Raw genomic sequence first — 24,577 nt, forward strand, 5'->3', positions numbered from 1 at the left:
TGCTACTGAATGCGGAACAGGCGGCCGAAATTGGCGATATCCAGCACCTTGCGTACGCCCTGGGAGGCCCCGGCGACGGAGACATCGGAGAACTCGCCCCCGGCGTGTTCTCGCAGCAGGAGCAGCATGCCCAGAGCGGAGCTGTCCATGTATTCGGTCTGCGAGAGGTCCACGGTGTAACGCACGCCAGTCCCGGCGGTGTCGCGGTAGGCGGCGCGGAAGTCCTGGTGCTGTTCGAAGTCGAAGCGGCCCTTGACCCGGATGCGGACTTCCTTGCCGTCGTCGGAGGTGTGTTGCTCGATGCTCATATGCGATTCCTGGCGCTTTGGGGGGCTTCGTGCCCGGTGAAGTAGGCGCTGAACAAAGCCACCCTGGCTTGTTCGGCGCAAGCGATGCTGCAAACCCGAGTCGCAGCTTGCGGCGGAATCAACCGTTTGGTCCGGTCGATTTCGGCGGCACATCCGACGTGCCGCGGGGAGGCGCGAATGAAGCTGCGCTTCCCCGGCGGCTGATGGCCGGCGTGATGCCGGAAGGGCGACGTCGGCGGGGTGTTGGATGGCAAGACTTCAGAACAATTCCACGTCAGAACAATTCCACGTCGCCGGTGGCCATGTTCTGCTGGTCCACCGCGCGGTGGTAATTCTCCTGGCGACGCTCGCGCCACTCGCGCACGCGCTGGGCCATGGCCCGGGCGTCCTCGGTCGAGCGGGCCTCGTGCAGGATGCCTTGCAGCTCCTGCAGGTGAGTCACGGCCTCTTCGGCGGTACCCAGCGATTGCCGGGCGATGTCCTCGAACTGCAGTGAGCGTATGGCGATGGCAACCGCCTGGTGCATGCGCTCGCTTAACTCTGCTTCCTCGCGGATGCGTTCGTCCAGCTCGTCGGTGGCGCGCCGGGCGTATTCGAACAGGTGGGAAATGCGCTCCTTTTCGCCCATGGTGTCGCTCATGTCGCGCGAGGCCATGTCGTGCACCGTGCCATGCACCTTTCCGATCGACTCGCGGGCCTGGTCGATCTGCTTGCGGATGTCGTCGTGGAAGGTCGCCGAACGCTGCGACAGCGAGCGTACCTCGTCGGCCACCACCGAGAAGCCGCGCCCGGCCTCGCCGGCACGGGCCGCCTCAATGCTGGCGTTCAGCGCCAGCAGGTTGGTCTGCCCCGCGATCGCGCCGGCGCTGTCCAGCAGTTTGAACACCCCGTCCATGTGCTGGCTCATGTCTTCCATGTGGTGGGCGCTCTCGACACTCTGGCGACTGATCTGCACCAGGGTGTCGATGAACATTTGCAGGGTCTCGTCGGACTTGCGGGTCAGCTCGGTGATCACCTCGGCATTGGTCATGTCCTCGGCGTTGTTACCCTGGGAGGCATCGCGGCTCATCAACTCCGTCTGGCGGCCGGCAATCTCGTGCATCTCGTTGAAGCTGGAACCCAATTCCTTCACCGCCTCGGCGATCAGCCCGCGCTGTCGGCCGATCTCGGCCGACAGCTGCCCCAGTTCGAAATCCATTGCCTGATCCAGCTCGTCGGAGAGTTCTCGCCCGCCGGTGGGCTGGCCCGGGGATGCGCACTCATCGGAAGCGGTGTCAGCGGACGTCGGCCCGCGCTGCTGGATGCCCAGAGCCAGCAGCGCCGCCAGCCCGGCCAGGATCGCGGCGGCCAGTGCCTGCCACCAGGCGGCGGAGAAGCCGGCGATGATGGCCGCGAGCAGGAGCAGGGCGGTCAGTACCAGCGCCAGGGCTTTGTGGGCCGAATCCCGGGTGAGCCATTGCATGCGGTCGTCCATTCACATTGCTCCTATTGGCCGGATGCGGCGGCGTTGCGGTGGTCACGGATCAGGGACGCGGCGATGCCCCCCAGCGGCAGTACCTGCACCGCGGCGTCCAGTTTGACCGCTTCGCCAGGCATGCCCCAGACCAGGCTGGTGCTCTCGTTCTGGGCGATAGTGTGGGCGCCGGCGTCGCGCAGCGCTCGCAGACCGCGGGCGCCATCGTCGCCCATGCCCGTCAGCAGGGCGGCGACGACGTTGGCCCCCGCCTGCTCGGCGGCGGAGTTGAACAGCACGTCGACGCTGGGGCGGTGGCGGTTCACCGGCCCGCCCTGGTCGAGGCGGCAAATGTAGCGCGCGCCGTCGCGTGCCAGGCGCAGGTGGTAGTCGCTGCCTGGGGCCACATAGGCGTGCCCGGGCATCACGATATCGCCGTCCTCGGCCTCTTTCACGCTGAGTGCGGTGTTGCGGTCCATGCGTTCGGCGAAGGCGCGGCTGAACCCGGCTGGGATGTGCTGGGTGATGAGGATGCCCGGAGCGTCCGGCGGCAGTGCGCCCAGCACCTCGCGCAGGGCCTCGGTGCCGCCGGTAGAGGCGCCCAGGACGATGACCCGGTCGGTGGTTCGGAAACGTCCGCTGCCCGCGCTGGCCAGCCGCTGCGGTGCCGGGGCGGGTGTGGCGCTGCGTGCCTGCAGACGGACGCGCGCGGCCGTGCGGACCTTGTCGATCAGCACGTTGGCGTAGTCCTGCAGGGCGTGGGAGACATCCACCTTGGGCTTGGTGACAAAATCCACTGCGCCGACCTCCAGCGCCTCCAGGGTCACGTCGGCCCCCTCCTCGGTCAGTGACGAGACCATCACAACCGGCATCGGGCGCAGCCGCATCAGATTGCGCAGGAAGGTGATGCCGTCCATCTTCGGCATCTCCACATCCAGGGTCAGCACGTCCGGTTCGTGTTGCTTGATCTTGGTGCGAGCGTCGAAGGGGTCGGCGGCGGCAGCCACGACCTCGATGTCCGGCGCCTGGGACAGGATTTCCGTAAGCAGCTTGCGGATCAGGGCCGAGTCGTCGACGACCAGGACGCGAATGGGCTTGGAGGTGGCAGACATCTAGAAGAGCTCCACGTCGCCCTGCAGGGGTTCGTCCTGCAGTCGGCGGCGGTAGTCCTGCTCGCGTTCGAGCAGGGTGTTGTTGTGCAGGGACACGAGCTTCTTGACCCGTGCCCGCCCGGTGGCGGGGAAGAACACGACCTTGCGCGGCCAGCGCCCGCCCACGTCTTCCGCCACCAGTTCCAGGTTCTCGTCCTGCAGGAACCGGCGCATGAAGGCGATGTTGCCCGCGCCGACATCGCTCATTCCGGCCATCACGCGGCCACCACCAAACATCTTGATGCGCAGATCCTCGCGCCGGGCTCCCAGCTTTAGCAGTTCGTTGACCAGGAATTCCATCGCATGGGTGCCGTAGCGGGTGGCGTTGGAGACGGCCGGCCCCCAGCCGCTGTTGCGGTCGCCATCCGGCAGCATGAAATGGTTCATGCCTCCGACCCCGGCTTCGGGTGACCATACGCAGGCGGAGACGCAGGAGCCGAGTACCGTCGTGATCAGCTCCGAACGCGATACCGTGACATAGCATTCGCCTGGCAGCAGCTTCGCCGCCGGGCAGGCATGCGCCCGATCCCAGTAACGATTGATGTGCGCGAAGGCGCCATCGTGCAGCTGCGGCAGGGTGGGCATCAGCGGGCCCGCCGGTACAGCGTCTGTTCCAGCAGCCGGAAGTCATCAGTCACGCGGAACAGGGACTCTGAGTGACCGATAAAAAGATAGCCCTCCGGGCGTAGCAGTTGGGCAAAGCGCTCCACCAACTGCTTCTGGGTTGGCTTGTCGAAGTAAATCAGCGTGTTGCGGCAGAAGATTACGTCCAGCGGGCCCTTCATCGGCCACGGATCGAACAGGTTCAGTTGGCGGAAGTGCACCATGGCGCGCAGTTCGTCGCGGATCTTCACCCGGTCCTCGTTGGCCCCCTTGCCGCGCAACAGCCAGCGTTGCTGGCGTGCGCCCGGGATGCCGGTGACGCGCTTCGCGTCATAGACCCCGGCGTCGGCATGCTCGACCACGCGCGAGTCGATATCGGTGGCCAGGATGCGTACCTCATCCGGCGAGGGCAGGGCCTCGGCCAGGGTCATGGCGATGGAGTAGGGCTCCTCGCCGGTGGAGCACCCCGCCGACCAGACCTTCAGCGGGCCGTTCGGGTTGCGCCGTCGGATCTCCTGCAGCACTGGGCCACCCAGCATCTCGAAGTGGTGCGGCTCGCGGAAGAACGCGGTCAGGTTGGTGGTGAGCGCATTGATGAACTCCTCGAGTTCGCCCTCGTCACCCCCCTCGACCCGGTCCAGATAGGTGTCGAAGGCGTCGAGACCGAGCACGCGCAGCCGCCGCGAGAGCCGGCTGAACACCAGCTCCTTCTTGCTCTCGTTGAGCATGATCCCGGTGCGTTCCTGCGTCAGGCGGACAACGCGCCGGAAGTCGCGCTCGCTCAGGCGGTCGGAGGCGGCCAATCAGTGTCTCCCCGAAATGGATGAATAACCGGGACTCAAAACTCTTCCCATTCTTCCGTGGCCGCCTGGCGCGAGGGGGCCGGGGTCGGCCGGTTGGCCGACCCGCCTTCGCGGTTACCGCCGGCGGAGGCCGGACGTTTCAGCCCGGTCGTGCCACCCGCCGTCCTGCCGGTGGCTGCGGCCGGTCGTGCATTCGACTGGGGCATGGCCTGGCGCGCCATCGGCACCTCGACGCCCTTGAAGAAGCTCATCAGGTCTAGGAGTTCGCGTGACTGGTCGTCCAGTGACTCGCTGGCGGCTGCGGCTTCTTCGACCAGCGCGGCGTTCTGCTGGGTAACCTCGTCGAGCTGGGTCACAGCCTTGTTGATCTCGTCGAGGCCGGTGGATTGCTCCTCGCTGGCGGCGGCGATCTCGGCAATGATGTCGGAGACCTTCTTCACCGAGTCGACGATCTCCTCCAGCGCCTTGCCGGAGTTGTCGACCAGCTTGCTGCCCTCGCCAATGCGCTCTACCGAGTCGTTGATCAGGGTCTTGATCTCCTTCGCGGCCTGGGCACTGCGCTGTGCCAGGTTGCGCACCTCGGTGGCGACCACGGCAAAGCCACGCCCCTGCTCGCCAGCGCGGGCGGCTTCCACTGCCGCGTTGAGCGCCAGCAGGTTGGTCTGGAACGCGATCTCGTCGATCACGCCGATGATGTCGGCGATCTTCTTTGACGACTGGTTGATCTCGCCCATCGCCGAGACCGTCTTCTCGACGATCTGGCCGCCTTCCTGCGCCTTGTCGCGCGCGGCACTGGCGAGCTGGTTGGCCTGGCGGGCATTGTCGGCGTTGGATTTGACCGTGGAGGTCATCTCCTCCATCGACGAGGCCGTCTCCTCCAACGAGGAGGCCTGCTCTTCCGTGCGCTGGGACAGGTCGGTGTTGCCCTGGGCGATCTCGGCCGAGGCCGAGCGCACGTTGCCGGCGCCCTCGAGGATCTGCCCAACCAGGTTGTCGAGGTTCTCGAGCGAGGTGTGGATGGCGTCGCGGAATTTCCCGAACTCTCCCTGGAAGTCGCCTTCCATACGCACGGCCAGATCGCCCTCGGACATCGCTTGCATGACCCGGGAGCCCTCGCGCAGCGGCGGGACCACCGCGTCCAACAGTTCGTTGACACCCTCGGCAATATTGCGCGCAAAGCCCTGGTAGTCCTCCGGCAGCAGGCGTTCGCCGAGGTTGCCGGCAGCCGCGTCCTTGATCAGGGCGTCAATGGCATCCTCGGCCCGACGCATCTCGGTGGTGTCACGCCATTCGACCATGTTACCGGCGTAGTTCCCGTCGGCATCGATAATGGCGGTCGCGTTTAGGTTGAAATACAGGTCCGCGACCTGAATGTTTGCCTCGAAGGGCAGACGCGCGGGGTTCTGGAGGATCGCACGCTGGTGCGTCGGGTCCTTGTGGAACTGGTCGATCGACTGCCCCACCAGGTTGTCCGGATCGAAGTTCGGGAACTCCCGGCGCAAGACATCGCTACGGCTGCGAAGCAGGCTCACCACGGAAGGGTTGGCATAGACGATATTCATGTCCGGATCGCACATCATCAGCGCGGTTTGCGAACCCTCGACCGCGGCGCGCATTCGCGTGCGTTCTTGCTCCACGCGTTCCTGTTCGGTGATGTCCTGCCACTCGACCATGTTGCCCAGGTAGTTGCCGGCGTCATCCAGCACCGCTGTCGCGTTTAGACGAAATTTGAGGTCGGCGACCTGGATCCGGGCCTCGAAGGGCAGGTTTTTGGGGTTCTGAAGGATTGCGCGCTGGTGCGTCGGGTCCTTGTGGAACTGGTCGATCGACTGACCCACCAGGTTGTCCGGATCAAAGCCCGGGAACTCCCGGCGCAGGGTGTCGCGCCGGTTGCGCAGAAGTTCGACCACGGCCGGATTGGCGTAGACAATGTTCATCTCGCTGTCGCACATCATCAGCGCGGTCCGCGCACCTTGCACGGCGGCACGCATGAAGAGGCTGTTCTGGTCACTGCCGGTGTCGGTTTGCGGAATGGCGGCCATCGGGGTGTCCTCGCTTTGCTTGTTCGTCTGGCGCGATGCCGGGGTGCGGCGACGCGCGGGTTTGTTCGTTTTCTTGGAAGTGTCGGTTTGCGGGCCGGATAGGGGCTCGGGCGTGGCCGTAGCCGTAGCGGTCGGCCGGGTCGCGCCCGAGACCTCGTCGCCGCTCGCCTCGCCGGCCGCGCTGGATTCGTCCAGCCAGCCCAGCGGGTCATTGCCCAGCTTGTTGCGTTTGCGTGTCGTCATGGCCCGTTCTCCCTGGCTCGAGGCTCAGGCGTGTGCCGCCGTCGGGCGGGTGGTTGTTAGTGCCCCGGCCGCGACCAGGTCGGCGGCCAGTTGCTGAAAGTCCTCGGCCGCACGGTGACGCGGCTGGTACTCGAATATCGTCTGCCCGAAGCTCGGGCTTTCGGCTAGCACCACCGTCTCGCGGATGGTGGTCGGCAGCAGCGCCTCGGCGAAGTGCTCGCGGATGCGTTCGCGGACCTCGCGGGCATGCCGGCGCTGCTCGACAAAGCGCGACAGCACGATCCACTTCTTGCGGGCCGTGCCCAGGCGCGCCTCGACGCCCTGGAGGATGCGCATCAGTCGCGACAGGCCGTTCAGGGCCAGGAAGTCACCGGCCACGGGAATCAGCATCTCGTCGGCCGCGATGATCGCGTTCATTCCCAGCAAGCCCGCCGAAGGCGGGCAGTCGATCAGCACGAAATCGAATGGCTGATCCAGTGCGTCCAGGGCCTTCTTCAGGCGCCAGCCGCGTTCGGCGCCGCCCTGGTTCAGGTTCTCGACCTCCTGCAGCTGATCCCCGGCCGCGACGATCTGCAGTCCGTTGCCGGCTTCGCTGAAGGCATCCTGCAAACGGGCCCCGTCCTGCAGTACGCGGTCCAGGCCGGCGGGGTCTTCCAGCCCGAAGGCCATGCTCAGGTGGCCTTGCGGGTCGGCGTCGATCGCCAGCACCCGGTAGCCCTGCAGGGCCAGGGCATGGGAGAGGTTCAGGGTTACCGTCGTCTTCCCGACCCCGCCTTTCTGGTTGATCACCGCGATGGTTCGCATGGTCCGTGTGCGAGGTCGGGCTTACGCCGTCGCCTCGGCCTCGATGGCCTCGGCGCTGGCAATCAGACCGGGACCCAGCAGGGTGTCGATGTCCAGCACCAGGATCATCTGTTCCTCGACGGTCGCCAGCCCGCGTACGAAGTTGACCCCGATGCGGGTCCCGAAGTCGGGTGCCTGCTGCAGGTCTTGCGCACCGATGCTGTAGACCTCGGAGACCGCATCCACGACGACGCCCATTACGCGTTCGCGTTCCTCACCCACCACGCGCAGCATGATCACCACCGTGGTCGGGCCGTATTCCAGCGGTTCCATGCCGAAGCGCAGGCGCATGTCGATGATCGGCACGATCATGCCGCGCACGTTGATCACGCCGCGGATGTAGTCCGGCGTGTTGGGCAGGGGTGTGGGGCGTTCCCAGCCCTTGATCTCCTGCACCCGCAGGATGTCCACGCCGTATTCCTCCTCCGCGAGGATGAAGGTGAGGTACTGGTCCTCGCCGGCGGTGGCCGGGTCGTGGATCGATTGGGTTGCGTCGTTCGCCATTGCGTTCGGCTCCTTGATGATCAGGCCGCGCGGGTATCGCGCCCGCTGGCCATGCGCGCGATCCCGGCGACATCCAGGATCAGGGCCACCTGGCCGTCCCCGAGGATGGTCGCGCCGGCCGTGCCGGGGACCTTGCGGAAATTGGTTTCCAGCGTCTTGATGACCACCTGTTGCTGACCGAGCAGGTCATCGACCCGCAGCGCCACGCGCTGGTCGTCGGCCTCGGCGACCACCAGCAGGGCGCGTTCCGGCAGTGGGCTGGGCTCGGTACGGCCGAACAGGGCCGCGAGGTCGACGATCGGAATGTATTCGTCCCGGAGGCGGTACAGGGGCAGTTTGCCGAAGACCTGTTTCACGCTCTCTGGCAGGGTCTGGAGCGACTCGACGATCGCGATCAGCGGGATCACGAAGGTCTCCTCTCCGATCTTCAGCAGCTGGCCATCCATGATCGACAGCGTCAGCGGCAGGCGGATGGTCAGGCGCGAACCCTTGCCGGGTTCCGACTCCAGCTCGACGTTGCCACCCAGGCCGCGGATGTTTTTCTTGACCACATCCATGCCGACGCCGCGGCCGGACAGGTCGCTAACCTGGTCGGCCGTGGACAGGCCGGGTTCGAAGATCAACTGCAGGATCTCGTGGCGGTCCGGGTGCTGGTTGGGTCCAACGAGGCCGGCATCGCGGGCCTTGGCGAGGATGCGGTCGGCATCCATGCCCTTGCCGTCGTCGCGGATCTCGATGACCACGTTGCCACCCCGGTGGAAGGCTTCCAGGGTGACCTGGCCGGTCTCCGGCTTGCCGGCCGCCGCGCGTTCTTCGGGCATTTCAATGCCGTGGTCCACTGCGTTGCGCACCAGGTGCACCAGCGGGTCGCCCAGGTGTTCCATCACGGTCTTGTCGACCTCGGTGTATTCGCCTTTCAGGGTGAGCTCGATCTGCTTGCCCAGCTGCCCGGAGATGTCGTGCACCAGCCGCGGGAATCGGTTGAAGACCTGCGCGATCGGCACCATGCGGATGCTCATCACGCTTTCCTGCAGCTCGCGGGTATTGCGTTCCAGTTCGCCCAATCCGGTGCGCAGGCGCTCGATCTGCGCCTCCATCTGCGACGGGTCTTCCTCGAGTTGTTCGCTGATATCGGTCAGCATCGACTGGGTGATCACCAGTTCGCCCACCATGTCGATCAGGGCGTCGATCTTGCCGGCGTTCACCCGCATGGAGCTGGATTCCGCCCCACGGTTACCGCTACCGCCGCGCGCAGCGGGGGCCGCCGGCGGACGGTCGGTGGTCGCGTCCGTTTCTGTCGCATCGGGCGTCAGCAGGGGCGCTTCAGGGGTCGGCTCGCTGGCCGCGCCGAGGGGTTCAATCAGGAGATCGCACTCGTCCTCGACCCACTCGAAGACCTCCTGGATCTGATCGCGGCTGGCATCGCCTTCCAGCTCCAGGGTCCAGGCGAGGTGGCAGTCCTCCGGGTCGAAGGCATCCGCGTGGTCCGGCAGGCGATCGGTCTCGCAGTGCACGCTGAGCGTGCCGAGTTCCTCCAGCACCTCGAACATGCGCAGGGGGTCGTTGCCGGTGCGCATCAGGTCCGCGTAGGGCTGGAAATGAATCCGCCAGCCACGCGGGCCAGTACGGTTCCCGTCGGCGGGGGCATCGGTGCCGCCAGAGTCTGCGGCCCCACGGTTGTCCGCCGGGCTGCTCGCGGGCGCGGCATCCCCCAGATGGGCCTCGATCAGGGCGCGCACTTCGGCCACCTCGGCGGGGTCGGCCTCGCCGCCATCGCGGGCGGCATGCAATTGCGCACGCAGAGTATCCACCGCACGCAGGAGGAGGTTCACCGTTTCCGGGGCCGCCTCCTGCTCGCCGTTGCGCATGCGGTCCAGCAGGGTCTCCACACCATGGGTGAACCCGGAGATCGCGCCGAACCCGAAGGTCCCGGCTCCGCCCTTGATCGAGTGGGCGCAGCGGAAGATCGTGTTCAGCGTCTCCGGATCGCCGCCGTCCAGCGCCAGGAGTTCGGTTTCCATGCGCTCCAGCCCCTCGAAGCTCTCCTCGAGAAAGGCATCGATGAACTGGGTCATGTCGATCGACATGACTAGCGCAGCACCCGGTTGACGGTGTTCATCAGCTGATCGGGGTCAAACGGCTTCACCAGCCAGCCGGTCGCGCCGGCGGCCTTGCCTTCCTGTTTCTTCTCCGGCCCGGCCTCGGTGGTGAGCACCAGGATGGGGGTGAACTTGTAGTCGCCCAGCTTGCGCAGCTCGCGGGTCAGCTGCAGGCCGTCCATGGCGGGCATATTCACGTCCGTGATCACCAGATCCGCCTTGGCGCCCTGGGCCTTGCTCAGGCCATCCTTGCCGTCGCGGCCCTCGACGACCTCGTGCCCGGCCTGCTTGAGGGTGAATGCGACCATCTGGCGCATCGAGGCGGAATCGTCCACCACCAGAACCTTAGCCATTGATGTCTCCTGAATCCTTGTCGTCGTGTTGTGCGGCGCTCGACCCAAAACCGTCTTCGGGTGCGCCCAGTGCCTGCAGGGCCTGGGCCAGAACCGCGCTGGTCCCGATGAGCGAACAGCCCTGCGCCTTGCGGGCGGCCGAATGGCGGGCCATCAGCAGGACCTGCACGCCGGCGGCGTCCACATCATTCACAGCCGCCGAATCCAGCTGCAGGTCTTCGCCGACATCCAGTGCCGCGCGCAGTACTTGCCAGCATTCGGCTGCGGTATCGATGCGCAGGCGTTTCGGCAACGCAATGGGGGTCATCTGCAGTACCCTTTCATGAACTCGGTCACACTGTACAGGTGTTGTACAGTATTGTTCCAGTTCTTTGTAAAAATCTTGTACGGCTGGAAGCATTAAACCTTGAGACACGTTTCACCCCGGCCGCCCGATCAATGGCTGGATCTTCGGCCCGGCAGTGTGAGGAGATGGCCGCTTTCATCCCCGGAAACTCGTTCGTTCATGCGTGATCTGATCTCAGGGAGCCACTGACATGGAGGCCCGTACGCTCTACCGGTTGTCTGCCGATAATGCTGGCTGGCAGGCGGCTGCGAACTGGCTGCGGGCTGCTGCGGCGCAGGGGCCGGTGCTGTGGGTGGGGCGTTCGCCGCCCGGCGGGGTGCCGCATGTGGCGCCGGCGCAGGCTGGGCATTGGCTGGGGCACGAGGTACAGGCCCTGGTATTCGAGGCCCGGCAATCGCTCGCGGTGGATGCCCTGGTCACGGTCGCAGGCCTGCTGGTCGGCGGTGGCACCCTGGTCATCCTCGACGGCACCGGCGGAGACGGGGCGTTTGCCCGCCGCTGGCAGGCGGCGCTGGCCGAGCCGTGGGTGCGGACGGTGGAGCCACCGTCGGTGGATCGACGGCCCGGAATCAGGCCGAGGGCGGCGGGCCCGTTTGCGTGGACGCCGGATCAGGCCGTCGCGCTGGGGCATTTGGCGGGACTCGCGCCGGGCGCATGTGTGGCGTTGACCGCCCCGCGTGGCCGCGGCAAGTCGACCCTGCTGGGCGAGTTCCTGGGCACGGCACTGCAGCGCGGCGAATCCACGATCACGCTGACGGCGCCGGGACCACGGGCCGTGGACGCATTGCTGGCGCGCGCCCGACATTGGACGCACGCGCCGGAATGGCACTACCGGGCCCCGGACGTTTTGCTGGAACACGCGGAACCGCTGGATACCTTGATCATCGACGAGGCTGCGAGCATGCCGGTCGAGCGCCTGCTCCAGTTGGCCCGGCTGGCACGGCGCCTGGTGCTGGCGACCACGACCGGCGGCTTCGAGGGGAGTGGACAGGGCTTTCGGCTGCGTGCGCTGCCGGCCCTGGAGGGGGCGGGCTTTTGCGTGCGGCTACAGACCCTGGATACACCGGTCCGCTGGGCCCGGGGCGATCCGCTCGAGGACTGGATGAATCGGCTGTTCCTGCTGGAGGCGGCGAGTCGCCCCCCGGTCTCCCAGGCCGTGCGGCTGCGCTGGAGCACGGGCACGGCGCTCGCGGACACGCCGCAAACCCTGGAGGCAGTAATGGGCCTGCTGGCAGATGCCCATTACCGCACACGGCCCTCCGATCTGGCGCGCTGGCTGGATGATGCGGGTGTTCACCTGTTGCTGCTGGAAGGGGCGGCGGATGGCGCCCTGTTCGGGGTGGTTCTGATCCAGGAAGAGGGCGAACTGGAACGCGGGATAGCCGAAGCGGTTTGGTCGGGCGAACGGCGCCCGCAGGGGCATTTCCTGCCGTGCACCGTTGCGGCCCGGGGTGACTTCGACCTGGCGGGGGAGGGCGCGTGGCGCATTCAGCGCATTGCGGTGCATCCGCATTGGCAGGGGCTGGGCCTGGGGAGTCGTCTGTTGCGTGCGGTCGCGGACCGGGCTGGTGCCAAGGGGGTGGCGCTGATTGGCGCGAGTTTCGGGCTGCAACCTGTGTTGCTGCACCTTTGGCTGCGCGCGGGTTATGGCCTGGTGCGAGTCGGCATCCAGCCGGATGCGGCCAGTGGCCAGGTGAGCGGCGTGGTCCTGCGTGCGACCGCGCCCCGATTGCAGCCCCGGCTGCAACAAGCATTGGCGGCCTTTCGGCGCGACTGGCCGGCCTGGCATCCACGGTTCCTGCCGGACACGACCGCGGCCATGGTGAGCGAAGTCCTTGGGGATCAGGATGCGGAGGGAGATTGTCCCTTGCCGCCGGTTGACCCGGTGGCGGATCTGAAGGAGGTCCGAGCCTTTTCCCAGCGGGCGCGGCCCCTGGAGTGGGCGCTTCCCGCGTTGCTGCGGCAGTTGGCGGTGGCGCCGCCGGACGAGCCGGAAGGTCAGCTGCTCGAGGCGAGCCTGGCGCAGCCCATCGACTGGGACCGACTGGCACGCGAGCTGGAGGTTTCCGGGCGGCGCGGCGTCACCCGAAGGTTGCGTCGCGCCGCCCGGAACTGGCTGGAGGCCCGGAGCCTGTAACCCGCCCGGTCAGAGCCGGAACTGGGCCAGTGCCTGCTGGATCTCCTTCTCTACCTGCTTGAGCTCGTCGGAGGCGGCGCTGACGCGGTCGGCGGTATTAGCCGACTGATCCGCCTCGTCGGAGATCTGCACGATGTTGCGGTTGATGTCCTCGACTACCGTGCTCTGTTCGCGCGAGGCGACCGCGATCTGCTCGGTCATCTCCACGATCGTGGTCACCGACTGGCGGATCTGTTGCAGGGCACCGTTCACCTCGGAGGTGTGCTCCATGGTGGCCTCGGCCTCTTCCTGGCCGTGCTGCATGGCCTTCACCGCGCTGGTGGTGGCGGACTGCAGGCGCGCGATCATGGTCTCGATCTCGTCGGTGGATTCCTGCGTACGGGTCGCCAGCTTGCGTACCTCGTCGGCCACCACCGCGAAGCCGCGGCCGTGTTCACCGGCGCGGGCGGCCTCGATGGCCGCGTTCAGGGCCAGCAGGTTGGTCTGTTCGGCCACGCCGCGGATCACCTCGAGGATGGTCCCGATCTGCTTCGAGTCCTCGCCCAGCTTGGCCACGGTGTCGGCCGCCTGTTCGACCGTCCCGAGCAGCGAGGCCATGGACTCGATGTTCTTGCTCATCACCTCGGAGCCGTTGTTCACTGCATTCCCGGCCTCCTGGCCCGCCTGGGAGGTCGCATCGGTGTTGCGGGCGATCTCCTCGGCGCTGCTTTGCAGTTCGTTGATCGCGGTGGCGACGCGGTCGGTCTCGTCGCGCTGGCGCGAGACGGCCTCGCGGGCCTGGTAGGCCTCCTGGTTCAGGTTCTCGGTGGCGCGATTCAGCGTCTCGGTGCCGCCGCGGGCATTGCCGATGGCCTGGGCGATCTTGTCGGTGAAGCGGTTGAAGGCCCGGCCCAGCTGTGCGGTTTCGATCAGGCCGTTCTCGTCCAGGCGGCGGCTCAGGTCGCCGTCGCCGTCCGCGATCTCCTCGAGTGCCGCGGTCGAGTGGGCCAGGGCGCGCCGGACCACCAGGATGATGAACACCGCGCCGGCCAAGCCCAGAATCACGCCAATCAGGGCCAGTACGCCCTGGGTGGTCTGGGTCGCGCGCATGTCGGCGGTCAGGGCGGCGGCGCTGCGCTCGGCGCGATTGGTAATCCGCTCGCTGAGTCCCTGCAGGTGGTCACGCGCCTCGATTAGCACGGGCCCGATCTCGGTACGGATCAGGTAGGCGTCTTGCAGCGCCTGTTCGCTGCCGTGGATCTCGATCAGGTCATCCAGCGCCGTGTTCTGGGTGTCCAGCGCCCCCTGAAAGTCCTCCAGCGCGATCTGCTGTTCGAAGTCCAGCTCGTCGAACTGGTCCATCAGCTGTGCGGTGATGTCGTTGGTGCGAGTCGCGAACAGTCGGACATTCTCGCGGAAGGCATCGTCACGGAAGGCGATAAAACCGCGCAGGTTCGAGGTGACCTGCACCACCGACATGCGCAGGTCATGCAGGGTGTCGAGACGATCCCAGGACCGCTGGAAGCGCGGGAGGCCCATCTCGGCGCTGATCATCATGTTGGTCTGCTGGGTCATCTCGCGGCTGGCAGGGTTGGCCCGGGCATTGGCGATTCCCAGCGCCGGCATGTTTTCGGCGGCGTTTTCGGCAACCTCGATCAGTCGGTCCTCGAAGCTGGCGAACTGGTTGACCAGGCGGCGGACCTCGGTTGCGCTGGCGGACAGTTCCTCGTCGGCAGCGATCACCGGGTTGTCGTTCAGGGCGCGGGTTGCGCCATCGAGGTCACGCATCGCGTTTTGCCACGCGTCGCGGTGGGACTGCTCCTCGCTCATCAGGTAGAACCCGAGAAACGCAGCGCTCTCCTGCAGCAATTGCTCGACGTCATTGACCCGGGCTACCGCCGGGTAGTCGGCCTGGGTGAGCTGTTCAACCCCTTGGCTGCCCGTACTCATCGCGCGCAGGGCCAGCAGGGAGTTGATGATCAGGATGGCGACCACCAGGCCAAAGCCGGCAATCAGTAGCCCCCGAATGGAGAGTTTGTCCAGCATGCGATGACTCCTTCTGGGCGCCTTGTGTCCGGCGCTTCACGAACCGGCCGCGGCCATTACGACCGCGGACTCGAAAGGTGGTGATTCAACCCCTGTTACGGCCGGCCGCGCTCAGAGTTGAGCCGGTTATTCAGGGAGTCGCCGGAGGATAGACGTGCCGGGGCTTAGTCGGATTCCAGCTGTTCCCAGCGCTCGTAGCAGAGGGCCAGTTCTGACTCGACGGCTTCGAGCCGCGCCTGCAGTTCGCGCATGCGGTCACCGTCGCGCAGGGCATCCGGCTCGGTCATGGCCGTGGTCAGGCTTTGCTGTTCCTGTTCCAGGGCCTCGATCTGTGCCGGCAGGGCCTCCAGTTCGCGCGCGGTCTTGTAGGACCGTTTGCGTGGGGTCGTCGGTGCCGGCTCGGGTGCGGGCGCCGCGGGTTTCGCCGCGGGCTCGGCCTTCGCGGTCGCTCCGGACTCGCCCTCCAGCAGGCGCCGGGTGACCCGTTCGGGCAGGTCGGACCAGCCGCCGACGAACTCCTCGACCGCGCCATCGCCCGGCAGGACCAGGGTGGAGGTCGCGACGTTGTCGAGGAAAGAGCGGTCGTGACTGACCACGATAACGGTGCCGGTGTACTCGATCAGCAGCTGCTCCAGCAGCTCCAGCGTCTCCACGTCCAGGTCGTTGGTCGGCTCGTCGAGCACCAGCAGGTTCGCCGGGCGCAGGAACAGCTTCGCCAGCAGCAGGCGGTTGCGCTCGCCCCCGGACAGCGCCGATACCGGCTGGCGGGCACGCGCGGGCGGGAACAGGAAGTCTTCCAGATAGGACAGGATGTGGCGGCTCTCGCCGTTGACCATGACCCGGTCGCGGCCCTCGCCGACCGCATCCTGAACCGTGGTCGCCTCGTCCAGACGGGCACGGGCCTGATCGAAGTAGGCGATCTCCAGCTGGGTGCCCAGCTTGACGCTGCCTGCGAGCGGCTCCATCTGGCCCAGGAGTCCGCGCAGCAGGGTGGTCTTGCCGGCCCCGTTGGGTCCGACGATGCCCAGGGCATCCCCGCGCTGCAGCAGCAGGTTCACGTCGCGCACGATGGGCGTGTCGTAGCCGAAATCGGCGTGTTCCGCCTCGATCACCAGGCGTCCGGAGCGCTGCTCCGGACTCAGCTTCATCTTTACCTGGCCGCCGCGTTCACGGCGTTCGGCACGCTTGCGACGCAATGCCTGGAGTGCCCGCACGCGGCCTTCGTTGCGGGTGCGTCGCGCCTTGATGCCCTGGCGCACCCAGACCTCCTCCTGGGCCAGCTTGCGGTCGAACTCCGCGCGCTGGGTCGCCTCCGTTTCCAGCCTTTCGGCCTGGCGCTCGCGGAAGGCCTCGATGGATGGTGGGTGCTCGTACAGATGCCCGCGGTCCAGCTCCAGGATGCGCGTGGCCACGCTCTCCATGAACTGGCGATCATGGCTGATGAACACCACGGTCAGTCCGCTCTCGATCAGGAACTGTTCCAGCCAGCGGATCGCGGCCACGTCCAGGTGGTTGGTGGGTTCGTCGAGCAGCAGCAATTGCGGGCGTTGCACCAGCTCGCGCGCCAGCCACACCCGTCGCTTCAGCCCGCCCGACAGCGCGGCGAACTGCGCCTCGGGATCCAGGCTCAGGTGCGAAATCGTGGTCTCTACCCGGTTCTGCAGGCTCCAGCCGTCGATGGCGTCGAGTTTCGATTGCACCGGCCCCATCTTGTCCAGGGCGTCCATGTCACCCGATGCAGCGGCCTGGCTCAGGTGGTGGAAGCGTTCCAGCAACCGGCCGGCCTCGCCGAGGCCCTCGGCGACCACGTCAAAGACCGTCCCTTCGATTCCGGGCGGTAGTTCCTGGGTCAGGTAGGCGGTGGTCAGGCCATCCTGGCGGGTCAGTTCGCCGGAATCGGCCTGGGCTTCGCCGGTGATGACCTTGAGCAGGGTGGACTTGCCCTCGCCGTTGCGCCCGGCGATCGCGACGCGTTCGCCGGGCTCCAGGCTCATGTTGACGCCATCGAGCAGGGAGGCCATGCCGTAGGCCAGGTGGATGTTGCGCAGGGTGAGAAGTGCCATTCGAATTCCGGTCGCGAGCAAGTGTTGTTGCGGGCGTCAAGACTATCACCTTGGCGTGCCGTAGCGCGCACCGTGAGGCCTTTCAGGCTCGCCATCCCGGAGCGCGAATTGCGTTCTTTCTACTGCCTGCCGGGAGAGGCCGGGCCTGGTTCGCCATCTGGTGTTTACGGTGCTTTCGTCCGGCCGCCTGCCAGGCGCTGACTCGCCAGCGCGCCGCGAGGTACTTCTTTTCTCGTGCAAAGAAGTACCCACGAAACACGCCCGACTGCCGCGACCCCGGCCCGCTGCGCGGGCCGGGGTTTCCCTCGCTCCGAGGCTTTTCGCGGGCGGCGCTGAACTCGCTGCGCCTTCGGCTCCGCTCAGACATCCAGCGCCTTGAATCCCGCGAAAAGCCTCTCCACTCGGCGCGACGACAACGGGGAGGCAGGTCCAAACAACGGCTATCCCAGCGTTCCTGCCGGTGGATGATGGCTAGGTCTTCGAGCATCTTTGGCACGCTCGGCCTGCGGCCATGGCGTGCCGCGCCCGCGAAGCGGGCGCCGGGGGGGCGTAGGATGTGATGAGCGCAGCGAATCGCATCGGGATTTCGCGCGGCGTGGGAAACGGTGCGTTTCGCTGCGCTCAACCGCACCCTACGGGGTGCGGGCTGGTTGCTGGTGTCTGGATACCGCCTGTTTTGGCCTTCTTCTCCCGTATGGAGCCCCTCGCGGAGGGCGTGATGGGCCGGGAGAAGGCGCTGGATGTCTGAGCGAAGCGCAGCGTAGCGAGTTCAGCGCCGCCGGCCCAGCGCGTCCGGAGCGAGGTTCCCGGGCGAAATCCGGGTGCCCTTCTTTGGGTACTTTCTTGGGCAAGCAAGAAAGTCCCTCGGGGCGCGCTGGCGAGTCAGCGCTCGGCAGGCGGCGGACCGGAGGCACGTAAACACCAGAGGAAGAACCGGGGCCAGCCACAACTAGGCAGGCGGCGGGCCAAGGGCACCGTAAACACCGACGACGAACAGCGGCCAGTCGGCGAGAAAGAGGCGGGCGTCAGGCTTCGCCCATGAGCCAGGCGCTCACGGCGCCGGCGAGGCTCATCAGCGCGAGCACGAAGATGGCGACGTCGGTGCCGGCCAGCTGGGCCAGCAGCCCGAACAGGCCGCCGATCAGTAGCAGGCCGCCGATGACGGTGTTGCTGACGGCGGTGAACGCGGCGCGCGTTTCCTGGGTTGCCATGTCGACCAGGTACGTCTTGCGGCCCAGACGCACGCCGGCATGGCTGACCCCGAGCAGGAAAAACAGGGTCGCATAGACCCAGCCGCCGGGAACCAGCGCATGGTCGGTGCCGACGGGCGCGAGCCAGACGCTCAGGGCGACCGCGATGCCGAGGCCGGCTGCAAGGAGTCCCGAGAGGATCAGGACCCAGCGGGCGGAGCGGTCGGACAGCCGGCCCCAGACCGGGGCGCTGACGGCCGAGGCCAGGCCGCTGGCGAGGATCAGCAGGCCCAGGGTGCCCAGATCACCGGCGGTCGCGTCCTCCGCGAGCAGGACGTAGAAGGGCAGTGCCAGGGCCGTGCTCATCAGCAGCGCGCGGGTCAGGACGAAGTGACCGAAGGCGCGGTCGGTCCACAGCAGGCGCATCGACTTGATGGCTTCGGTGACGGCGTTGCCGCCACCCTCGGTGGCACCCGGATCCTCGCGCAGCCGGGTGAAGGTCGCGGCGGCGACCCACCAGGCCCCGGCCGAGGCGGCCAGCAGGGCCACGAACACGCCAATGCCGGCCTCTTCCAGGTTCGCGAGAGTGAGGTAGATGCCCAGCCCCAGGGTGAAGAACCCGGCCAGCGACGCGGCGTAGCCCATCACCGTGCCGCGGCGATGCTTGGCGATGGTCTTGCCCAGCACATCCTTGGCCGCGACCGAGTTGATCCCGCGCGAAAGCGCAAAGACCACCAGTAGCCCGAGAATGGCCCAGCCGGCGGCTGCACCCTCCAGGGTCAGCGCGACCACGGCCATGCCGGCCACCGCGAGCCCGGAGAGCAGGCTGCCGAGGATCCAGAAGCCCTTGCGGATGGCCCGCCGCCGGATGGCGGCGGCCACGAACAACTGCGGCAGCAGCGAGCCGGACTCGCGGATCGGGACCAGGAAGCCGGCGAAGGCGGCCGGGGCCCCCAGGGCGCCCAATAGCCAGGCGAGGACCAGGCGGGCCGAGGCCAGCTCGTCGCCGATCTTGCTCAGGGTGTTGGAGACCAGGTGGACGAAAAAGTTAGTCGGCTGGGCGTTGCAGGCGTTTTCCGGGATGTCCTTGCAGACGCGGGCGTCCTCGTCCCCGGCGATGGTCTCGTACAGGGAGATCAGCGGGCGCGGCAGCTTGTCCGGGTCATGTTCGGCCATGGAGTCCTTCCGTTGCGGTGCCCCCCGGTCATTGCGAGGAGCCGAAGGCGACGTGGCAACCTCCCGAAGTTGGCAACGCGCCAGGTCCCGGTGGCTCCGGTGGGAGATTGCCGCGTCGCTGCGCTCCTCGCAATGACGGCGGCTGACTAACGCCGTCCGGCCAAGGGGTCGCTCGGATCGACGCTGTCGCGGAACGGCTTGCGCCGGTCGAGGTTGGTCAGCTGATAAACGTTGCCCAGCCAGTTGTTGATCACCGCCAGCGCGGTGTCGTGCCAGGTGTTGTCCAGGCGGTCCAGCAGCAGCGCCTCGGGCAGCGCTGGGATCTCGGTGCAGTGCTCCAGCGCGGCCTCGACCTGCTCGCGATGCTCGCCGAGGATCGCGGCGGCCTGCGGCATCAGGTAGTTCTCCGGTAGCGGCGGGTAGGCGTCGCGTTCGCCCTGGATGTAGCGCACGACCTCGCGCTTGTATTCCTTGAGCAGGCTGATGGAGTCGTACTCCGGGTGGCCCTGGAAGAAGACCATGCGGAAGCCGTCCGGCGAGGCACCCAGGTGGATCCCGGACTGCTCGCTCTCCACCAGTACGCGCAGGCCGTGGCGTTCGAATTGCTCGCGCGAGACATCGTTGTAGCGCGAGTGCGGCACATCGAAGCGGGTGTTGACGCCGGTGACCAGCGGGTGCCCGCGGTCCACCACCCGGTGCGGGAACACGCCCCACAGCTTCTCGCCCATGTGCACGCGGCGCTCGCCGTAGCGTGCCTGCAGCACGGCGTGGGTGGCGAGGCAGGAGCAAAGCGTCGAGGTCACGTTTTCCCAGGCCCAGTCCACCACCTCGGCCAGCGGCTCCCAGAATGGCTCCAGTGCCAGGTCCGGCTGGGTGACGTTGGCCCCGGTGATGATCAGCGCGTCGAGACCCTCTTTCTTCAGGTCCTCGAAGTCCTCGTAGTACTGCTTGATGTGATCGCGCCCCTTCGGCCCGCGCTTGAGCTGCGGCAGGGTGAACGGGTGGATATAGAACTGTGCGATCTGGTTGCTCTCGCCGATCAGGCGAAAGAACTGACGTTCGGTGGCCGACAGGGCGGCGTCCGGCATCATGTTCAGCAGCCCGATGTGCAGCGCACGGATCTCCTGCTGCTGCGCGAAGTCGCTGGGCAGTACGGTCTCGCCCTCGCTCTTCAGACGGGCAAAGGTGGGCAGATCGGAATAGGCGACAAGTGGCATTAGAGGCGAGCCTCCCGTTCCAGGGCCATGCAGACCAGGTCATCGAAGTCGGCCGCGTTGCGTACGCGCGCCAGCTCGGTGGTGCTGATGGTGTAGCCGTGGGTCTCGGCGATCGCCTCGTAGCGCGGCAGGCGCGCGCGGAACAGGCGCGAGAAGACCCAGCGCACGAAGGCGTCCGGATCGATCTGGGCAACGTAGTCCAGCCCCTCGTCACGCATGTATTCGGCAAGCTGCTGGTCGAGGAAGGCCTCGCGGTAGTACAGCGGCTTGGGGTCGCGCTCGGCGCGCTCGATCAGCTGGCGCTCGTCTTCGTCCGTTGCCTTGATGTACAGGATCAGGGTGTGCTCGGCCAGTGTCTCGAGCACGCCGGGGCTGTCCAGTTCGCAGACCGAGCCACCGGCGTCATTGACGAAATGCGGGTAGCCGAACAGCGTTTGCGCCTTGTGGATGAAGTCCGGCACGTCGAGCATCGCCTGCACCTCGGCCTGGTGGTGCAGGGTCTGGCGGCGCTTGAATTCGGTCAGCGGCAGGCCGCCCAGCTCCGGGTTGCCGAGCTTGCCGAGGAAGCTCGCCACCGGGTGCAGGTTGTCCACGGTGATGTTGTTGATGATCTGGATCGAGTCCGAGCGCAACAGGTCGCGCAGGAACGGCACCGCCATCGCCTGGGCCTTGATGTTGTCCAGGATCGGCTCGCTCAGGTAGCGCGTGCCGATGCGGTAGTCCCCCGAATAGTGGAACCAGTCCTCGCGCCGGAGCATGTTGGACAGGCGCGTCTTGCCGACACCGGACATCCCCAGCAGGGTGATGCGGCGGTGCTCCTGGTTGCGGTATTCGTCGGGTGTCAGGCGCATGGGGACTCGATTAGCGTCGCAGGATGAACAGGATGCCGGCGATCACCGCCAGGCCGCTGATGACGTAATGGTCGTACTGGAACTGCAGCCCCAGCAGGCCGCGCAGGCCGAACAGGATCAGCCAGACGCCCAATAGAATGTTGCCGAGTATGCGCATCCCTGCGGAATCCTCCGGTTAGCGGATCAGTTGGCTCAGTTCGCGGAACTGCGGATCGGCCGCGTCGCGCAGCCATTCGAACAGCACCGATTCGTGGTTGGTAATGATGGCGCCGGCAGCGCGCAGGCGTTCCAGCCCGTTGCGTTTGCGCCCGGCGTCGCGCGAGCAGACCCCGTCCTCGACCACGAACACGGTTACGCCCGCGTCCAGCAACTCCAGCGCCGTCTGGGTCACGCAGATATGCGTCTCCGAACCGGTCAGGATGACCTGGTCGCCGCCTGTCAGGCGCGCGCGCAGGTCATCCTCGGCGCAGCAGGAGAAGGACGTCTTGTCGGTGACCGTGCCGTACCCGTCGAGCGCTTGCTGCAGAGTGGCGGTGACTTCGCCCAGGCCCTGCGGATACTGACGCGAGACCTCGATCGGGATATCCAGCTTGCGTGCGGCCTCGATCAGGCGGGCGGTATTGCGCTCGACCTCGTCCCGCGCGTCCGGCATGGCGGCCAGCAGGCGTTCCTGCAGGTCGATCAGGACCAGACGCGAGCGCGCACGCTCGCAGCGGGCTCGCGGATTGGAAGCGGCAGCGGCCATTACTCCAGCAGGCGGTTGATGGCCTCGAGATCGGTCACGCTCAGGCGGCCGGCGGCGCGCTGCAGGCGCAGCGACTCGCTGAGGAAGCCGTAGCGGGCCTCGGCGTAGTCGCGCTCGGCGCGGAAGACCTCGCGCAGGGCGAGCAGGACGTCGACCTGGGTGCGGGTGCCCACCTCGAAGCCGGCCTCGGCCGCCTCGAACGCGGACTGGGTGGAGGCCAGGGCCTGCTCCAGGGCGCGCACGCGCGAGTTGTTGGAGATCACCGACAGATAAGCGCTGCGGGTGTCCTGGGTCGTACGGCGTTCAACCAGCGACTGGCCTTCCTGCGCGGCCTGGAAATTCTCGCGCGCCTGACGGGTGAGGGCGCTGACACGACCGCCGGTGTAGAACGGGATCTCCAGCTGGATCCCGACCTGGGCTTCGGTGCCCTCGAAGAACATCGCCCCGCCGGTCGTGCCGGCATCAAGGCCGTGATAGCGGTTCTCGTTGACCGAGGCGTTCAGATTGATGCGTGGCAGGCCCTCGGCGCGCTGGCGCTGGATCTGCTCGCGCGCGCTCTCCGTGCTCAGACGCTGGGCGGCCAGTTCCAGGTTGTTCGCCAGGGCGATATCCACCCAGGCCTGCGGATCGGCCGGATCCGGCGGGGTCAGCTCGGCGTCGTCGCGCAGCATGTCGAGCTGGTCCCAGTAGGTATTGGTGATCACCGCGAGCTGTTCGCGGGTCAGGTCCAGCTGGTTCTCGGCGCTGATGCGCTCGGCCTCGGCAAGGTCGCGCTGGGCCTGGGCCTCGGTGACGTCGGTGCGTGCGACCAGGCCGACCTCAAAGCGGCGCTCGGTCTGTTCCAGCTGGCGCTCGATTGCCTCGACCTCGGCCTCGCGAAAGGCCAGGGTCTCCTGTGCGATCAGCACGTCGAAGTAGGCCTGGGAGACGCGCAGGATCAGGTCCTGACGGGCGGAATCCAGTTCCGCCTCGGCGCGGGCGATCTCGAGATCCACCTGCACAAGATCAATGTAGTTGCGGCGGTCGTAGATGCTCTGCGAGAGATTGACGCCAAAGCTGGTCTGGCGCCCGTCGTCGCTTCCGGGGCGGTTGCGGTCGTCGCGGTAGAACGCGCCGGCCTCGGCCTGCCCGGAGATCTGTGGCAGCAGGGCAGAGCGAGTGATCGGGCGATTTTCCAGCACGCCGCGGTATTCCGCCTCGGCGGTGCGCAGCTCCGCGTCTTCCGTGGCGGCGCGCTCGTAGACCTCCAGGAGGCTCGAGGCGGCGGCGGGGGCCGAGATCACAAGGACCAGCCCGGCGGTGGCGAGAAGCGACGGCAGACGGTTCATGGACGCGACTCCGGAAGGATATTAGGAAAAGCCTATCCTATCAGAGCCGGTTCGGGCATGGGACCTTCATCCCAGGTTGGCCGCGCCTGAAATGGGCCCCTCGGGTGCCGCTCAGAATTCGAAGGCGGGCTTCGGCTCGAAGCCCACCAGCGGCTTCACGCGGGTCTCGAACAGCTCCTCGTGGCGGCAGCCGTCCTCGGTGGTGCGGATGATCAGCTGGGCCTCCATGATCGGACCGTCACCGGTAATCACGAACAGTCGCCCGCCCAGGGTCAGGTAGGGCTCGAGGAAGTCGTCATATTCGGTCATGCCGCCGGTCAGGATGATTGCGTCGTAGCGCGGGCGCGGCGGGGTCCAGTCGGGCGTCACCGAGGCGGTGCGCAGTTGCGCGTTCTCGATGCCGAGATCGGTCAGGCGGTTGCGGGCGGCCAGGCGCAGCTCGTCGATGCGCTCGACGCTGTCGACCTGGGCCGCGAGATGGGACAGGCAGGCCGTGACGTAGCCGGAACCGGTGCCGATCTCCAGCACGGTTTCGGTAGGCTGCGGCGACACGGCCTGCAGCAGGCGGCCGATCACGACCGGCGGCAGGGTGTTCTCGTCGTGCCCCAGGGGGATCTCGGAATCGGCGTACGCCAGGGCCTGATAGGGCTCGGGCATGAAACGCTCGCGCGGGAGCGTTTCCATTACGTCCAGTACACGGGTGTCCAGCACGTCCCAGGGGCGGACCTGCTGTTCGACCATGTTGATCCGGGCCTTGGCGTAATCCATCGCGGTTTCCTCAGTGCGCTCGACAGCCGCGAAAGAGTACGTTCACGGGCCGAAACAGGCAAGTAGATACCGTCTTGCCCTACGGGGTGCAAGGAGTTTCATGGCGGGCTTGATACGGGGTTTGGGATTTGAGCACACCGAAGGCGATGTGCAGGAGTTTGCGCATGGCCGCCCCGATCGCCGACATCTTGGCCTTGCCGCGTGTCAGCAGACGTTGATGCTGGTGTCGCACGTCCGGGTTGTACCGGGTCGCCACCACCGCCGCCATGTAGAGCGCCTTGCGCAGTCGGCTGGAACCGATCTTCGCCAACCGCGAGGGCCGCCGGACC

The 24,577-nt window shown here is 66.9% G+C and carries 23 protein-coding genes; 2 read left to right on the top strand and 21 right to left on the bottom strand.

All coding sequences use genetic code 11. The annotated features are described in order from the left end of the window. Positions 1 to 2 precede the first annotated feature (2 nt). From G335_RS0100475 to G335_RS0100525, 11 genes are all read right to left on the bottom strand, one after another. Positions 3 to 308, bottom strand: a complete 306-nt coding sequence (locus G335_RS0100475; RefSeq protein ID WP_018169262.1) for an STAS domain-containing protein — start codon at positions 306 to 308, stop codon at positions 3 to 5. 274 nt (positions 309 to 582) lie between these two features. Then, on the bottom strand, positions 583 to 1,782 hold the full coding sequence (locus G335_RS0100480) for a methyl-accepting chemotaxis protein (protein WP_018169261.1): 1,200 nt from the start codon (positions 1,780 to 1,782) through the stop codon (positions 583 to 585). An 11-nt stretch (positions 1,783 to 1,793) separates the two neighbouring features. Then, positions 1,794 to 2,873, bottom strand: coding sequence for a chemotaxis response regulator protein-glutamate methylesterase (locus tag G335_RS0100485; protein WP_018175587.1), 1,080 nt, complete (start codon positions 2,871 to 2,873; stop codon positions 1,794 to 1,796). Next, a complete protein-coding gene (gene cheD / locus G335_RS0100490; protein WP_018175588.1) occupies positions 2,874 to 3,497 on the bottom strand; it encodes a chemoreceptor glutamine deamidase CheD in 624 nt (207 codons plus the stop codon). Next, positions 3,497 to 4,318, bottom strand: a complete 822-nt coding sequence (locus G335_RS0100495) for a protein-glutamate O-methyltransferase CheR (protein WP_018175589.1) — start codon at positions 4,316 to 4,318, stop codon at positions 3,497 to 3,499. The genes cheD and G335_RS0100495 overlap by 1 nt, the downstream gene beginning before the upstream one ends. 35 nt (positions 4,319 to 4,353) lie before the next feature. Beyond that, the gene (locus G335_RS0100500) at positions 4,354 to 6,603 is read right to left on the bottom strand and encodes a methyl-accepting chemotaxis protein (RefSeq protein WP_018175590.1); all 2,250 of its coding nucleotides are present in this window, start codon (positions 6,601 to 6,603) and stop codon (positions 4,354 to 4,356) included. 24 nt (positions 6,604 to 6,627) lie between these two features. Beyond that, positions 6,628 to 7,407, bottom strand: coding sequence for a ParA family protein (locus tag G335_RS0100505; protein ID WP_018175591.1), 780 nt, complete (start codon positions 7,405 to 7,407; stop codon positions 6,628 to 6,630). Between the two features lie 21 nt (positions 7,408 to 7,428). Then, complete coding sequence (locus G335_RS0100510) at positions 7,429 to 7,950, bottom strand: chemotaxis protein CheW (RefSeq protein ID WP_018175592.1); 522 nt, start codon at positions 7,948 to 7,950, stop codon at positions 7,429 to 7,431. 20 nt (positions 7,951 to 7,970) lie between these two features. Then, on the bottom strand, positions 7,971 to 10,037 hold the full coding sequence (locus G335_RS0100515; RefSeq protein ID WP_018175593.1) for a chemotaxis protein CheA: 2,067 nt from the start codon (positions 10,035 to 10,037) through the stop codon (positions 7,971 to 7,973). A gap of 2 nt (positions 10,038 to 10,039) precedes the next feature. Next, the gene (locus G335_RS0100520; RefSeq protein ID WP_018169253.1) at positions 10,040 to 10,402 is read right to left on the bottom strand and encodes a response regulator; all 363 of its coding nucleotides are present in this window, start codon (positions 10,400 to 10,402) and stop codon (positions 10,040 to 10,042) included. After that, positions 10,395 to 10,709: a lipid asymmetry maintenance protein MlaB gene (locus tag G335_RS0100525; RefSeq protein WP_018169252.1), complete on the bottom strand. Its 315-nt coding sequence runs from the start codon at positions 10,707 to 10,709 to the stop codon at positions 10,395 to 10,397. The genes G335_RS0100520 and G335_RS0100525 overlap by 8 nt, the downstream gene beginning before the upstream one ends. Positions 10,710 to 10,938: 229 nt before the next feature. Between G335_RS0100525 and G335_RS0100530 the strand changes: the two genes are divergently transcribed. After that, complete coding sequence (locus tag G335_RS0100530; protein WP_018169251.1) at positions 10,939 to 12,885, top strand: GNAT family N-acetyltransferase; 1,947 nt, start codon at positions 10,939 to 10,941, stop codon at positions 12,883 to 12,885. A 9-nt stretch (positions 12,886 to 12,894) separates the two neighbouring features. On the opposite strand, the gene G335_RS0100535 is transcribed toward G335_RS0100530, so the two are convergent. Both G335_RS0100535 and G335_RS0100540 read right to left on the bottom strand, forming a co-directional pair. Then, positions 12,895 to 14,910, bottom strand: a complete 2,016-nt coding sequence (locus tag G335_RS0100535) for a methyl-accepting chemotaxis protein (RefSeq protein ID WP_018169250.1) — start codon at positions 14,908 to 14,910, stop codon at positions 12,895 to 12,897. A 164-nt stretch (positions 14,911 to 15,074) separates the two neighbouring features. Next, positions 15,075 to 16,973: an ATP-binding cassette domain-containing protein gene (locus G335_RS0100540; RefSeq protein ID WP_018175594.1), complete on the bottom strand. Its 1,899-nt coding sequence runs from the start codon at positions 16,971 to 16,973 to the stop codon at positions 15,075 to 15,077. A 559-nt stretch (positions 16,974 to 17,532) separates the two neighbouring features. On the opposite strand from G335_RS0100540, the gene G335_RS14125 reads away from it, so the two are divergent. Continuing rightward, the gene (locus G335_RS14125; RefSeq protein ID WP_155986704.1) at positions 17,533 to 17,721 is read left to right on the top strand and encodes a hypothetical protein; all 189 of its coding nucleotides are present in this window, start codon (positions 17,533 to 17,535) and stop codon (positions 17,719 to 17,721) included. A 277-nt stretch (positions 17,722 to 17,998) separates the two neighbouring features. On the opposite strand, the gene G335_RS0100545 is transcribed toward G335_RS14125, so the two are convergent. The 8 genes from G335_RS0100545 to G335_RS0100580 all read right to left on the bottom strand — a co-directional run. Then, entirely contained in the window at positions 17,999 to 19,339 is a 1,341-nt protein-coding gene (locus G335_RS0100545; RefSeq protein ID WP_018175595.1) for an MFS transporter, read from the bottom strand. Positions 19,340 to 19,485: 146 nt separating this feature from the next. Then, positions 19,486 to 20,556 carry a homoserine O-succinyltransferase gene (locus G335_RS0100550; RefSeq protein ID WP_018169246.1) on the bottom strand — a complete coding sequence of 357 codons (1,071 nt, stop codon included), beginning with the start codon at positions 20,554 to 20,556 and terminating at the stop codon, positions 19,486 to 19,488. After that, complete coding sequence (locus tag G335_RS0100555; protein WP_018144769.1) at positions 20,556 to 21,407, bottom strand: hypothetical protein; 852 nt, start codon at positions 21,405 to 21,407, stop codon at positions 20,556 to 20,558. The genes G335_RS0100550 and G335_RS0100555 overlap by 1 nt, the downstream gene beginning before the upstream one ends. A gap of 10 nt (positions 21,408 to 21,417) precedes the next feature. After that, positions 21,418 to 21,564 carry a hypothetical protein gene (locus G335_RS14225; RefSeq protein ID WP_018144768.1) on the bottom strand — a complete coding sequence of 49 codons (147 nt, stop codon included), beginning with the start codon at positions 21,562 to 21,564 and terminating at the stop codon, positions 21,418 to 21,420. An 18-nt stretch (positions 21,565 to 21,582) separates the two neighbouring features. Further along, positions 21,583 to 22,152, bottom strand: coding sequence for an isochorismatase family protein (locus G335_RS0100565; protein ID WP_018169245.1), 570 nt, complete (start codon positions 22,150 to 22,152; stop codon positions 21,583 to 21,585). Then, on the bottom strand, positions 22,152 to 23,480 hold the full coding sequence (locus G335_RS0100570; RefSeq protein ID WP_018169244.1) for a TolC family outer membrane protein: 1,329 nt from the start codon (positions 23,478 to 23,480) through the stop codon (positions 22,152 to 22,154). Before G335_RS0100570 ends, G335_RS0100565 begins: the two co-directional genes overlap by 1 nt. Positions 23,481 to 23,591: 111 nt before the next feature. Then, positions 23,592 to 24,248: a protein-L-isoaspartate O-methyltransferase gene (locus G335_RS0100575; RefSeq protein ID WP_018144765.1), complete on the bottom strand. Its 657-nt coding sequence runs from the start codon at positions 24,246 to 24,248 to the stop codon at positions 23,592 to 23,594. A gap of 79 nt (positions 24,249 to 24,327) precedes the next feature. Continuing rightward, positions 24,328 to 24,577, bottom strand: a 250-nt coding sequence (locus G335_RS0100580) for a transposase (RefSeq protein ID WP_026304733.1), incomplete at its 5' end; no start/stop codon positions are given.

Source organism: Thioalkalivibrio sp. AKL8 (genome assembly GCF_000380525.1).
Lineage (GTDB): Bacteria > Pseudomonadota > Gammaproteobacteria > Ectothiorhodospirales > Ectothiorhodospiraceae > Thioalkalivibrio > Thioalkalivibrio versutus.

What these genes read in the sequence shown, in the direction of transcription:
- G335_RS0100475 (WP_018169262.1), bottom strand. Translation starts at nt 308, where the DNA reads ATGAGCATCGAGCAACACACCTCCGACGACGGCAAGGAAGTCCGCATC.
- G335_RS0100480 (WP_018169261.1), bottom strand. Translation starts at nt 1,782, where the DNA reads ATGGACGACCGCATGCAATGGCTCACCCGGGATTCGGCCCACAAAGCC.
- G335_RS0100485 (WP_018175587.1), bottom strand. Translation starts at nt 2,873, where the DNA reads ATGTCTGCCACCTCCAAGCCCATTCGCGTCCTGGTCGTCGACGACTCG.
- cheD (WP_018175588.1), bottom strand. Translation starts at nt 3,497, where the DNA reads ATGCCCACCCTGCCGCAGCTGCACGATGGCGCCTTCGCGCACATCAAT.
- G335_RS0100500 (WP_018175590.1), bottom strand. Translation starts at nt 6,603, where the DNA reads ATGACGACACGCAAACGCAACAAGCTGGGCAATGACCCGCTGGGCTGG.
- G335_RS0100505 (WP_018175591.1), bottom strand. Translation starts at nt 7,407, where the DNA reads ATGCGAACCATCGCGGTGATCAACCAGAAAGGCGGGGTCGGGAAGACG.
- G335_RS0100510 (WP_018175592.1), bottom strand. Translation starts at nt 7,950, where the DNA reads ATGGCGAACGACGCAACCCAATCGATCCACGACCCGGCCACCGCCGGC.
- G335_RS0100515 (WP_018175593.1), bottom strand. Translation starts at nt 10,037, where the DNA reads ATGTCGATCGACATGACCCAGTTCATCGATGCCTTTCTCGAGGAGAGC.
- G335_RS0100520 (WP_018169253.1), bottom strand. Translation starts at nt 10,402, where the DNA reads ATGGCTAAGGTTCTGGTGGTGGACGATTCCGCCTCGATGCGCCAGATG.
- G335_RS0100525 (WP_018169252.1), bottom strand. Translation starts at nt 10,709, where the DNA reads ATGACCCCCATTGCGTTGCCGAAACGCCTGCGCATCGATACCGCAGCC.
- G335_RS0100530 (WP_018169251.1), top strand. Translation starts at nt 10,939, where the DNA reads ATGGAGGCCCGTACGCTCTACCGGTTGTCTGCCGATAATGCTGGCTGG.
- G335_RS0100535 (WP_018169250.1), bottom strand. Translation starts at nt 14,910, where the DNA reads ATGCTGGACAAACTCTCCATTCGGGGGCTACTGATTGCCGGCTTTGGC.
- G335_RS0100540 (WP_018175594.1), bottom strand. Translation starts at nt 16,973, where the DNA reads ATGGCACTTCTCACCCTGCGCAACATCCACCTGGCCTACGGCATGGCC.
- G335_RS14125 (WP_155986704.1), top strand. Translation starts at nt 17,533, where the DNA reads ATGAGCGCAGCGAATCGCATCGGGATTTCGCGCGGCGTGGGAAACGGT.
- G335_RS0100545 (WP_018175595.1), bottom strand. Translation starts at nt 19,339, where the DNA reads ATGGCCGAACATGACCCGGACAAGCTGCCGCGCCCGCTGATCTCCCTG.
- G335_RS0100550 (WP_018169246.1), bottom strand. Translation starts at nt 20,556, where the DNA reads ATGCCACTTGTCGCCTATTCCGATCTGCCCACCTTTGCCCGTCTGAAG.
- G335_RS0100555 (WP_018144769.1), bottom strand. Translation starts at nt 21,407, where the DNA reads ATGCGCCTGACACCCGACGAATACCGCAACCAGGAGCACCGCCGCATC.
- G335_RS14225 (WP_018144768.1), bottom strand. Translation starts at nt 21,564, where the DNA reads ATGCGCATACTCGGCAACATTCTATTGGGCGTCTGGCTGATCCTGTTC.
- G335_RS0100565 (WP_018169245.1), bottom strand. Translation starts at nt 22,152, where the DNA reads ATGGCCGCTGCCGCTTCCAATCCGCGAGCCCGCTGCGAGCGTGCGCGC.
- G335_RS0100570 (WP_018169244.1), bottom strand. Translation starts at nt 23,480, where the DNA reads ATGAACCGTCTGCCGTCGCTTCTCGCCACCGCCGGGCTGGTCCTTGTG.
- G335_RS0100575 (WP_018144765.1), bottom strand. Translation starts at nt 24,248, where the DNA reads ATGGATTACGCCAAGGCCCGGATCAACATGGTCGAACAGCAGGTCCGC.